Origin of the sequence: uncultured Succinivibrio sp., from assembly GCF_902756765.1 — a bacterium.
Taxonomy (GTDB): Bacteria; Pseudomonadota; Gammaproteobacteria; order Enterobacterales; family Succinivibrionaceae; genus Succinivibrio.
This window is the reverse complement of record NZ_CACVSS010000067.1, coordinates 1-12,600: the sequence shown is the minus strand read 5'-3', so window position 1 is coordinate 12,600 and position 12,600 is coordinate 1. Positions and strand designations below refer to the sequence as shown.

Genomic DNA, 12,600 nt, shown 5'->3' with positions numbered 1-12,600 from the left:
TGAGTAAGTTTCCATATCATCCTCCAAACGAAATGCTATGGTTAACTTTATTAAAAATTAGAACAGGTTAGAATGACGCTTTAGGCTGACCAGTTACGCTTTTATAGCTCCTCTTCTGTTTGTTATAACCTCTCACCTTCTGCGCACAACCTTCAACTGACGAATAGTCCTATTTTTCAGATAAAAAAGTACATCTGGAGAATGTTGACAATACAGAGAAAAGACAGGAAATTACTTTAATTTTTCAATAATACATTGATGTTCTTTGTAATTATCCTTTTGAGGATCGTTTATATAGTTGATTCCCACAAGAAGAATTGGATTAGGTCGTTCTAAATATGGAGCAGCATAATTCTTCTGTTTTATCTGCTCTATTGCTTCTTCAGCGCTTATTCCATACTTAAGCTCAACAATAATAATTGGAAGGTTAGGCATAATTGGATCATAAATAATATCTGCAACGCCCTTTCCTGCCTGAAGCTGCCTTCTGGTAATATACCTGTCCGCAGTAGACAGAGTATATCCTGCAATAACACAATAGGTTAAAGATTCTTCATTGTTATAAGCAAGAACAGATATATCTGTATTATTATGGATTTCGTCAAATATACCTGCAACTTTAGTAGCATTAAGCGATACCGTAGCCTGATAAAGTTCAAATGAACGTTTAACAACAGCCATCCCTTTATACCAGCTATTCTGCATCACGTTGCTTAAAAGAGAATATCTAATTTCATCGTTAGGTATGTATACAGAACGAAGACTTCCTGTTCCGTAAGAATTACATGCCAAATAGCCAAGACAGATTAAAAGACAGAATGCATCATTCTTATTATTAATGTTAACTAAATCATTCTGAAAAGTCTGGGTATCTATTGTTAAACTGTTTCCTGCTATCAGACTTAGCATATCATCTTTTATACCTTCAAAATTCAAATTTAGAAGAAGCTGAACCTGCTCAAAAGATGCAGTATCGGACCAGTATGATTTACATTTTTTGTCTCTAACAGCACAGCATACTGAATTAGGATTGAATATTTCAAATTCATTCAAATGATATCCGTCATACCATTTCTCAAGTTCAGAAAAGTCCAAAGTTGAGTTGATGACACTTGAAATCCCTTTTACTTCCTCATTGGTAAAACCAAAAAATCTCTCAAAAGGCTCAGGATTAAGCATATTGTATTCTGCAAAATTATTTAGAGCCGACTGTGAATTGTATTTTTTTATTGGAAGGATTCCTGTTAGATACACAAAAGAAAAACAGTTAGCGCCATAAGTTCCTTTGAACAAGGCTCGTAGTAAATCAATAAACTTTTCCTGAAGTATTGAATCATTTTTATAATCACGGTAGACAAGATCCCACTCATCCATGATTAAAACAAACTGATCATTTGTATTTTTATGAATTGAAGTCAGACATTCAAGTAAAGACAGAGAATCATTTAAGGGATGATCATTGAAAAACTGTTTATATTCTATACTGTCACATATTTCCAAAACAGTTTTGTACTGCAGATAATCAACTAGATCATCAACATCTTCTATATGAAGTTTTTCTCTCTTGGAGTATGCTTCAAATTCACCTTCAATAGAATTCAGATCAAGGTAGATTACATTGAATTTGTTTAGGTATTCCTTAAATAAAGAAGACTTTGCAATTTTGAGATTTGAAAATAGATCTTCACTATCAGCGCCTTTAGAATAAAAAGCACTTAACATAGAGGCAGTAACTGTTTTTCCAAAACGACGAGGTCTTGTAAAAGCCATAAATCTTTTTTCTTCGTTAAGAAATGAAAAAGTTTCCTCGATGAAATCACTCTTATCAATATAAGGAAAACTTTTTGACTTAGCGATTATTTTGAACTGCTCGTTATTTGGATTAAAAATCATAGAAAGCCTTATTCAAAAAAGATATATGGACTATATTTTATTAGTAACTTTACTACTATATTATATATTACGCTTACATTATTCTGATAACATCTGAGCTAATCAAGATTGCAAGAATGTTATTTCTAAATATATTCAACATGTTTTCATTAGGTTGCATATTATAAAGAATGCAGCTCATCGTAAATCATCTGAGCCATGCTCTCCGAAATACCCGGTACCTTTTTAAGCTCATCAACACTGGCATTGTGAACTTCTCTGATACCTCCAAGATATTTAAGCAAAGCCTGTCTGCGTTTTGGACCTATTCCCTGAATATTCTCAAGTAAACTGTGAGTTCTCGCTTTCTGACGCTTATGTCTGTGGCCGGTTATAGCAAAGCGGTGAGACTCATCTCGGATATGAAGAACTATCTGCAGAGCAGGATCGGATAAGGATAAATGAATCTCCTCGCGGGTATAACCTCTAATTAAAGTCTCAAGACCTTCCTTTCTGCCCTCACCTTTGGCAACAGCAATAATTAAAGGTGGTTTAACAGAAGTTTTTGAAAAGATATCCCCTATTACCTCTTCTGCCTGCTTTAACTGACCTCTACCGCCATCGATAAATACCACGTCAGGGATAATACCTTCTGTAGGATCTTTAAAACGTCTGGTTAAAACCTGATGCATCGCGGCAAAATCATCACCAGGAGTGATTCCTTCGATATTGAAGCGACGATAGTTGGCACTGTCAGGACCTTCTCGATTAAAGGATACGCAGCTTGCTACAGTGTTCTCTCCCATGGTATGAGAGATATCGTAGCACTCCATATGCTCAATACCGCTTATGCCAATAAGCTTCTCCAGATCATCGATACGACGTTTTGCGGTTGATTTATCAGCAAGCTTGGCTGTCAGAGACGCTCTGGCGTTCTCTTTGGCCAGTTTTAAATATCTTGCACGCTCTGTACGAACATTAGAGAGAAATACCACATCCTTTGAGGAAATCTTTTTAATTGCCTCTGTCAGGGACTCACTATCCTCTATCGGAGCATCAGTAATTATTTCCTTAGGATACATACCAGCTCTGGTTTCAGATAAATAGAACTGACTTACAAAGGCACTCAAAGGATCATTATCATCAGTTAAATTACACTGGGAATAATAAGAGCGGGTTCCAATAATTCTGCCCTTTCTTATAAACAGAACATGGTTGCAGCATAAATCCTGTTCTACCTCATGACCGATTACATCCATATCAAACATCAGATCACCAGAGACAGACTGAGACTCCTGAACGCGACGCAGAGATAAAAGCTGATCACGAAGCTTGGCGGCTTCCTCAAATTCAAGCTTAGCTGAATGCTCTTCCATTTTGGAGGATATATCGTTTAGTACATCCTGATTCTGTCCTTTCAGAAACAGTCTGACATATTCAACCTGCTGCATGTAATTCTTATAGGCAGCCTCGCTCATTGGAACACAGGGCGCAAGACACTTACCTATCTGTGCCATAAGGCAGGGACGGGATCTATGTGAATAAACAGTATCTGAACACTGTCTTATGGGAAAAAGCTTCTGCAGAAGCTTAAGACTGTCTTTTGCTGCAGATACATCAGGGTATGGACCATAATACTCACAGTCGATTTTCTTACGGCCTCGATAATAGTAAAGACCAGGATGCTTTCCTTTGGATAAGACCAGATACGGATAGGATTTATCATCCCTTAAAAGAATATTGTAATGAGGCTGATACTTCTTAATCAGATTGTTTTCAAGAATAAAGGCTTCAGCTTCTGAGAAGGTAACTGTAAATTCAATATGATGGATATGCTCAACCAGAGCACGGGTTTTAAGATTGATTTCCTTTAGAAAGTAAGAGGAAAGTCTTTTTTTCAGATCCTTGGCCTTTCCTACATAGATTACAGTATTCTCATCAGAATACATGCGATAGGAGCCAGGACGGTTAGGAACTGTCTTTAGAAAGCTTTTGTAATCGAATTTAATATCAGACATATGTTTTCTTAATCTCTACAACACAGTCTAATTCTAAATTAAAAAGCCTTTCAAATCTCTGATCTGAAAGGCTATTGAACAATTTTATCGAAGCTATGAAGCCTGATAATAGCTTTAGAAGGCAGCTACAACAGCTCCGTTATACTTCTTCTCAATAAACTCTTTAACTTCCTTGCTCTGTAAAGCTTTAACCAGAGCCTTCAGACCATCCTTCTGAGCAGACTTGGAGTTTGCAACCAGGACATTAACGTATGGAGAGTCTGACTTCTCAATGATAATTGAATCCTTGATTGGATTTAAATTGGCGCTGATAGCGAAGTTGGTGTTAATAACAGCAGCATCAACATCATCTAGAGAACGTGGCAGCTGTGCAGCCTCAAGTTCCTTGAAGTTCAGATTCTTTGAATTTGTTTTAACGTCTAAAACAGTTGCAGTAATGTTTGAAGGATCTTCAAGTTCAATTAAACCTGCTGACTGCAGAAGCAATAGTGCACGGGCACCGTTGGTTGGATCGTTAGGGATTGCAACAGTTGCACCATCCTTTAACTCATCAAGCTTCTTAATCTTGTGGGAATATAAGCCCATTGGCTCAATATGAACACCAGCAACCTCAACCAGATCTGAACCTCTATCCTTTACAAATGACTCAAGATAAGGACGGTGCTGGAAATAGTTGGCATCTAGCTGTCCGTCAGAAACAGAAAGATTTGGCTGAACATAATCATTGAATTCAACAATCTTTAAATCTACGCCCTGTTTCTCAAGAATTGGTTTAACTACCTCTAAAATCTCTACGTGAGGAACTGGAGTTGCACCTACACTTACAGTCTCGTTAGCATTAGCTGAAAAAGAAGAAACAGCAAAAGCTAATGCAGCGGTTGCTCCTAATAATTTATTTAGTTTAGTCATAATAATTTATCTCCAAATATTTTCTTACCTTATGCTCATTAAGAGCTATTGGATATAATATGCGATTTTTTTCTTTTTAATTCAAGAAAATCGTAATACTATTTAAGAATACTGAGATATAAGAAAAAACTATAACTGATTCAGAACACTATTAGAAGTTTTCTTTCTATAGTCCAGTCAGGTCAAGTTTGGGAATGGAGTTTAAATCAGGTAACTCCTTTTTAAAGAACATGATCATATACCATGGAAGATATGTGATTCTCTCCTCCACTTCAAGATTGCCTCTGCAGAATACATAACCTCTCTCTATATTCCAGGCTTCTTTATTCAGGAGATTATTTAAAGCAGAATGTTTTTTATAGTCATTGCCGGATTTAATCTCAACAGGAATTACTTTGTCGTAGTTCTGAACCACAAAATCTATTTCTCCTATATTTTTACGATTCAGATATCGTAATTCAAAACCGTTACTTTTTAGGTTCTGTGCAAAAATATTCTCAAAAATACCTCCAGCATTAATTTTTAAGTTATCTGAGAGTATAGCAAACTGAACATTTTCAAGATACATTGAACACAAGAGACCTGTATCGCTTAAATACAGTTTAAACAGATTATTCTTTTCATTAAGTTTTAGAGGAACAACAGGCTCTGATACATTAAAGGAAGGAAGAGCTACTCCTGCATCTTTGAGCCAGAGAAAAGAATCCTTATAATCTCGCAATCTGGCATTAGAACTTAATGAATTAACATTAAAGCGACGATTTTTATCTTCAAGCTGAGAAGGAATTGTGTCAAAAATATGCTGAATCTGAGCCTTACCATTTTGAGAATATTTATTTACATCCTGTCGATATAGATCAAGAATATCCTTTTGAGATTCAATAACTTTATAAATGTCATTATTATCAACAAACTTTTTTACAACAAAAGGCATGCCACCAACAATCATGTAATACCTGAACAGGTTAAGCATTTTTTTGTGAATCGCTAAAGCAATTTCTTTTCTTTGAGAGTAACAGTCATGCAGATAATCAAGAGTATCCCGCTGAACACCATTTGCAAGACAGAACTCTTCAAAATCCATTGGATACATATGAAGGATCTGTTCATAACCTACAGGAAAAGATGGAACATTTTTATACTGAACTCCAAGCAGAGAGCCTGACTCAATAATGTCATATGAACCATTTTCAACAAGAAATTTTATGGCTGTTCTAGCATTTGGACATTCCTGAATTTCATCAAAAAATATCAGTGTTTCACCTTTTACAAGACTGGTTTTCAAAAAGGATGAAAGAGTAATCTGAAGGGTATTGAAATCAAGATCACCAGAAAAAATATCTTTAGCAGAAGGCTGTGTTAAGAAATTAATTTCGACAAACTTGCTGTAGTAGCTTTTAGCAAACTCTCTAATAATGTAGGTTTTACCAATCTGTCTTGCTCCAGTTACCAGAAGGGCTTTTTTGTCTTTCTGATCTTTCCAGCTGACAAGTTTCTCAATAACTTTACGATACATACAAAGAAGACCTTTATAATCTTAATTATCTGTTTATATTATAAGATGTTTATATTAGATTTTCACATAATTCTAATTCTTCTTTGTACTAAAATTCACATAATTCTAATATTATTTCATTAAAGAATTCACATAATTCTTTAGATTTATATATATAAGCTCACATGATTCTTAAATATCAAAATTGCAAAGATTAGAAAGACAGTTGTCTTAACGTGCTCAAAATTAAAAGAAAGTACAGAATTACAAGACTGTAGAGAATACAAACAAATAAGGCCCAGAATAATTCTGAGCCCCATTCTATTATTTGTAAAACAATTCAAATGATTATCTGTGATCAACCTTCTTGGTCAGATAGTCACCAATAAACTGGGTTACCTGAACCATCAGAACAAGGATAATTACGGTCATAATCATGATTGGCAACTGGAAACGCTGATAGCCATAGCGAATTGCAATATCACCAAGACCACCGCCACCGATGGTTCCTGCCATTGCAGAACAGCCGATAATCACAATCACGGTTAGAGTAAAGTTCTGAATCAGCTCAGGCAGAGCCTCAGGCAGCAGAACCTTTCTAATAATTCTTAATGGACTTGCTCCCATTGACTGAGCTGCCTCAATCAGACCGTATGGTACTGTTCTTAATGAGGTTTCAACCAGTCTTCCTAAAAAAGGAATAGTTGAAATAGTCAGAGGCACAATAGCAGCTGTAGTGCCGATACTGGTTCCAACAATGAACTTGGTAATAGGAATAATTGCCACCATCAGAATAATAAATGGAACAGAACGCAGTGCATTTACAACAGTGCCTAATACAGAGTAGAAGGTTCTGTTCTCCCAGAAGTAGCCCTTTGAGGTAACCAGAAGAATCACTCCTAGAGGAACACCGAAGATAATTGATACGGCGGTAGATAAAAGCACCATGTACAGAGTATCCACAGAACCGTCGAACAGAAGCTGGATAATCTTGGCGTTATAGGTAGATAAACCTAAAGAAAGTAAAAAGCTGTTCATACTAATTCTCTACCTCATAACCTAATAGCCGAACATGATATACACGTTTTTCAAGCTCATCGTAGGCTCTCCTGATAAGTGCCTCATCGCCCTTAACTGCCACCACCAGAATTCCTAAAGGCTGATTCTGAATATGATTGATCTGGCCTGCCAGAATACTTACGTTAACATTAAGCTCCTTGGCAACCTCAACGATAACCGGATCTTCAGCCTTATCACCTAAGAACAGAACCTCAAACCAGGCTCTTGAACCCTCTGAATAGGTATCTGAAAGTTTTGTATACTCAAGCAGATCATTAAGATCCTTTCTAACAACAGCACTAACCAGACGTTTGGTTAAATCCTTCTGAGGATTTGCAAACAGATCAATGGTATTTCCCTTTTCACTGATAAGACCGCCATCAATTACAGCAACACGGTCGCAGCACTCTTTGATTACTTCCAGCTGATGGGTAATAATCACGATGGTAAGATCGAGCTTATCACGCAGTGTGGTTAAAAGCTTCAGAATAGAGCTGGTAGTTTTAGGATCTAAAGCAGAAGTTGCTTCATCACATAAAAGGATCTTTGGATTGGTGGCAAGCGCACGGGCAATACCCACACGCTGTTTCTGACCGCCAGATAACTGAGCAGGATATACATCAGCCTTATCATCAAGCTCAACCATCTTTAAAAGCTCATGAACACGTGTCTTAATCTGATCTTTTGACAGAGACTCATCAAGCTCTAACGGAAAGGCGACATTCTCAAAAACAGTCTTTGAGGAAAGCAGATTGAACTGCTGGAAAATCATGCCGATAGACTGACGGACTTTTCTTAGTTTTGCTTCACGATATGAGGTAATATCCTCACCATCAATAATAACCCTGCCCTCAGTTGGAAGCTCAAGCATATTGATGATACGGATAAGAGTGGATTTACCGGCACCGGATAGACCGATCACACCAAAGATCTCACCTTTGTTGATATGAAGATCAATACCTTTTAGAGCATGAAGTTTCTTTCCATGATCTAACTCATAGATTTTATGAATATTTTCTAATGTAATCATTCTGAATTGTTTTTTAGCTAAAAACGTCTTTAAAGGCTGATATTGTATTACAACTTTTTAATTTCTTTGAGAAAAATTAGGAAATTTGTATTAAAAAGCCCTTTTTATAACCATAAGTGTGGTGCTATTATACGATATGATAGATAAAATTTATTCTTAAAATATTAGACATACGGAATTAAAAATGGGATTTAGCTTGTTCACACGTGATAATTCAAGTGAAGGTTCAGAAGCAAAAGCTAAAGCTTCTTTATTTACAAAGATTAGAAGCAACATAAAAACAAACAAAGGTGCATCAAGACAGAACAGAAGTGTAAATCATAACTTCAGAAACAACGAACCAAGTTTCGGCAGCAGTTCTTTTTCCTCTTATCAGAACAGTCAGAACAATTCACCTGCAACCCCTAATTCAGGATTAGAGCAGAACCTCCAGTTTGGAGAGAATAATCAGTTCAGTCAGAATAATCCTCTGACCGATTTTATGGGAAACACATCCGCACAGAATCAGAGCAATTCAGCTCAGTCACAGTTCTCTAATTCAGATAACACACCAAAAGTAGATAATTACGAGGATATTTCCAGCAATTACTACAAATACAAATCTGATGAATCCTACTTAAATGAAGAAGGCCGAGACAGTGATCATCTATACATTGCACCAGGTGAACCTCTTGTAAAAAAGAAAAAGACTCCAGAGGAGCTTAAGGCCGAGGAGAATGCCAAGCTTTTTGATCACAAGACAACCGGGGATGACAACGGTGATCTGAATAAGGCACCTCGTTTTGCCACCCAGAATACTATTATCAGAACTTCAGAGGATAAGGACGAGGAAGTGCGTTCTGCTCTGGAAAACACTGCAGATAAACCTTCAGATGAAGAGGAAGACTCTCCATACATCACCCCGGGGGCTCCACTTAACAGAGCTAAAAAACATAGCTCTTCAGCCACGGAAAGCTTTGAGAATAACGGTTATGCCAGCCGTGAGCTTTTTGAAAAGACAAAGCTCAATGAGCCATCAGAGGATTCTGATTCCATCTATATCACTCCAGGAGCTAAACCAAAGGTATTTGATAAGAAAGATGATGACGGTCCAATCTACATTACCCCTGGAGCTGAAGGTGACAGACTAAATGCAGAAAGACAGAAGAAAAAGGCTTTACTTGAAGAGCAGAAAGCAGCTTTAGAGAAAGAAGCCCAGAGCGAGGTTAAAACTGCATTAGACAGAAATCTTAAAGACCAGTTAAGCTCACTTGATGATCTGCCTCGTTTCAAGGAGCCAGATGATTATAATCAGAAAAACATTCAGAATACTCTGAACAAAACCATATTTGCTAATGTTAAGGATACCAGTGCAGATACTTCTGAGGCTATAAACAGCACAGAGGATTCTCCTTTACTTAACGGCTCAGGTTCAGGCAGCATCTCAGGTGGCATCTATCTGTTCCTGTTCATAAGACAGCTTTTTGCCTCCTTCTTTAACTATACAAATCTTGGAGTGGTATTCTCCCGTTCCGCACTGCAGTTTGTAGGACCATCAAAACCGGGCTTTATGCCAATACCTTATTTCTGTATTGGTTTTATCTGCAGTCTTTTTGCCCTGCTGCTCGATGATTATACCAATCCACTTTTATGTGCTCAGCTGGTACTAGTTATCTATCTGCTGCTGGTCGGCTGTGACGGCTTTAGAGGCATTGGAAAGCTTTTAGGTGAGTTCTCACAGAGAAAGCCAGATAACTATGTAACTGCTGTAATTGTAATTATTACCGCAGCTTTATTTACTGCCTGCTTTGAATACTACATTTCCGTATTAAAGCCGGATTTAGCCTTCTGCTTCGGTTTTGGTATTGTAGTTATGCTTTCAGCCCTATGTGCAACCTCCATCAATTACGGAGGAAATGATGATCCGGTAAGCTCCTACGGTTCACTTGGACTTTTAGGTCTGACTCTGTCAGTAATCTTCTGTGTTGCCCTAACCTTCCTGATCTTAGAATGGCAGATTGCCCTTTCCATGATTGGTATCTGTGCCTTTACAAGACTTGTTTTAGGTCAGTACATTTATGCAAAGGGTATGAATGCAAGCATTGAGATTGTCTGCAGTGTACAGCTGATTACAATGATTCTGCTGATGCTGGATTTACTCTTTGCCACACGAATAGACAATATGAAACGACCTCCGCGAATGTAAATTCGTGGATTTACCGTGTAAACTGTAAATGTAAAAAAAACAGATACGGATTTACCGCATACATAGGAAGGTCGTTTCAATGAATAAGATAATATATGTTGGCATAGATGTCCACTCTTCAAACTTTACTTTATGTTCTTTTGAACCAGGATATGGTTTAACTGAGGATAAAATATTTGGTCAGGTCCAGTTTAAAGAGGATTTTATTAAGAACACAGAAAAGTACATCAGTACCCTTAAGAAACAAAGAAAAGACATTGATGTTGTCTGTGGTTATGAGGCTGGATGTCTTGGCTATGCTCCTCAAAGAGAACTAAGTAAAAGAGGGATTAAATGTGTCATTCTTGCCCCTACGACTATGGCAGTACAGAAAGGAGGTAAGAAGGTAAAGAATGATTACAAGGACTCAATTGAAATAGCAAGATGTCTGTCAAGCGGATCTTATAAGCCTGTATATATTCCTGATACTGAGGACGAGGATGTCAGGGATTACATCAGAATGAGGGATGACCATAATACAGCCTTAAAGCATATTAAACAGCAGCTAAATGCTTTTCTCCTCAGACACGGATTTAAATTTGACGGTAAGACCAAATGGACGTTAAAGCACATTGAATGGATAAAAAAGCTCTCCTGCACAGACAAGCAACGAGAGATTATCAATGAGTACTTAGCAACTTACGAAACGTTAAGCGATAAGATTGATGCCCTAGATTTAAGAATTGAAGAACTCTCACAAACAGAACGATATGCAGATACAGTAAAGAAGTTAACCTGCATTAAAGGAATTAAAACTCATACAGCTCTGTCCTTTGTGACAGAAGTTGGTGATTTTAACAGATTTAAATCAGCCGAAAAATTTGCCGGTTACATTGGATTGACTCCTGGAGAAAAATCCAGCGGAGATAACGAACGTAAAACTGGTATCACTAAAGCAGGAAATCGTCATCTTAGAAGACTTGCCGTTGAATGTGCTTGGTCCTACATGCGTGGATTTGTTGGGCAGAAATCAGCTGAACTCAAAAAGAGACAAAAGAATATGCCTCAGGAGGTTGTCACCTATGCAGATAAGGCTTCAACTAGATGCCAGAGGAAGTATAATCGTTTGACAACCAAAGGAAAGAATTCAAATAAGGCAGTTACTGCCGTAGCAAGAGAGCTTTGCTGCTTTATATGGGGCATGGCAACATCTCACTATGAAGGAACAACACAACCAAAAGATAATTCTGTATTGAGAGAAAGTGCTTTGGATTAAAGAGATTAAGGGATTTATTTAAAAAACAGGAATAGTGATTTAGGTAAGACGTTTTCCATCAAGAAGGTTTGAATTATCTACGCACATACTATGATGGCACACAAAGTGATCCTCGAGAATAGACAGTAGAATTCGCGGCGAACCATTGACCTATGGTAACCAATCCTTGTATAACAGAGTGGCCAAGGCCGTGCTTACACTGAGGAGAGCGTCTCAGCTAAATCACTAAATTTAGCTTGACAAAGGTCGTTTCATAACAGTATGTAGAGAAAGGAAATACTTTAACGGACGCAATCTCCTGACTCTAGGTACTTCAAAATAAGCTGCATTCCTAGGTTCATCATAGCTTTGATTGAAGTTGTAATAAACAGCCATTTAATCGGAGCTACCTTTCAAATGAAACTTAAGCTTAATGATTATGCAATTGCAACTATTGCTTACTACCAGAATACCCTTGGAGTTAAACCTGTTGCGGTAGATGTAGCCAGCAGAGTCATGCAGATCTGTTATTGGGACAGCACTAAAAAGCTTCTCAAAAACTTTCAGCTTACCCGCAGTAAATTCTTTGAATTTGTTGAGCATTCAGCAGAGCCTTTACTTTTTGCTATCGAAGCCTGTGGCTCATGCAACTATCTGGCAAGATATTTTGAAAGCAAGGGACATCAGTGTCGGATACTTCCTGCAGCAAAAATCAAAGCATTCTTAAACCTTGATAAGAACGATAAGATTGACGCTACAGGAATATTCAAGGCAATGCTGTCTTCTGTTGAAAGTATT

Annotated in this window: 9 protein-coding genes; 3 read left to right on the top strand and 6 right to left on the bottom strand. The window is 37.4% G+C overall.

Annotation, left to right across the window (positions count from 1 at the left end; genetic code table 11):
• Positions 1 to 231: 231 nt before the first annotated feature.
• From QZU45_RS09075 to QZU45_RS09050, 6 genes are all read right to left on the bottom strand, one after another.
• Positions 232 to 1,893 (bottom strand): AAA family ATPase, encoded by a 1,662-nt coding sequence (locus QZU45_RS09075; RefSeq protein WP_295354416.1) that lies wholly within the window; start codon positions 1,891 to 1,893, stop codon positions 232 to 234.
• A 161-nt stretch (positions 1,894 to 2,054) separates the two neighbouring features.
• The gene (gene uvrC, locus QZU45_RS09070) at positions 2,055 to 3,890 is read right to left on the bottom strand and encodes an excinuclease ABC subunit UvrC (RefSeq protein ID WP_295354413.1); all 1,836 of its coding nucleotides are present in this window, start codon (positions 3,888 to 3,890) and stop codon (positions 2,055 to 2,057) included.
• Between the two features lie 114 nt (positions 3,891 to 4,004).
• On the bottom strand, positions 4,005 to 4,799 hold the full coding sequence (locus QZU45_RS09065) for a MetQ/NlpA family ABC transporter substrate-binding protein (protein ID WP_295354410.1): 795 nt from the start codon (positions 4,797 to 4,799) through the stop codon (positions 4,005 to 4,007).
• Positions 4,800 to 4,965: 166 nt separating this feature from the next.
• Entirely contained in the window at positions 4,966 to 6,315 is a 1,350-nt protein-coding gene (locus tag QZU45_RS09060) for an AAA family ATPase (RefSeq protein WP_295354407.1), read from the bottom strand.
• A 327-nt stretch (positions 6,316 to 6,642) separates the two neighbouring features.
• On the bottom strand, positions 6,643 to 7,332 hold the full coding sequence (locus QZU45_RS09055) for a methionine ABC transporter permease (protein ID WP_295354405.1): 690 nt from the start codon (positions 7,330 to 7,332) through the stop codon (positions 6,643 to 6,645).
• 1 nt (position 7,333) lies between these two features.
• Positions 7,334 to 8,383 (bottom strand): ATP-binding cassette domain-containing protein, encoded by a 1,050-nt coding sequence (locus QZU45_RS09050; protein ID WP_295354402.1) that lies wholly within the window; start codon positions 8,381 to 8,383, stop codon positions 7,334 to 7,336.
• Positions 8,384 to 8,567: 184 nt separating this feature from the next.
• Here QZU45_RS09050 and QZU45_RS09045 point away from each other — a divergent pair, with 184 nt between their 5' ends.
• The 3 genes from QZU45_RS09045 to QZU45_RS09035 all read left to right on the top strand — a co-directional run.
• Positions 8,568 to 10,568 carry a hypothetical protein gene (locus QZU45_RS09045; RefSeq protein WP_295354400.1) on the top strand — a complete coding sequence of 667 codons (2,001 nt, stop codon included), beginning with the start codon at positions 8,568 to 8,570 and terminating at the stop codon, positions 10,566 to 10,568.
• Positions 10,569 to 10,647: 79 nt separating this feature from the next.
• Positions 10,648 to 11,823, top strand: coding sequence for an IS110 family transposase (locus QZU45_RS09040; protein ID WP_295354398.1), 1,176 nt, complete (start codon positions 10,648 to 10,650; stop codon positions 11,821 to 11,823).
• Positions 11,824 to 12,219: 396 nt separating this feature from the next.
• Positions 12,220 to 12,600 (top strand): transposase (locus QZU45_RS09035; protein WP_295354396.1); only part of this gene is annotated, 381 nt, incomplete at its 3' end.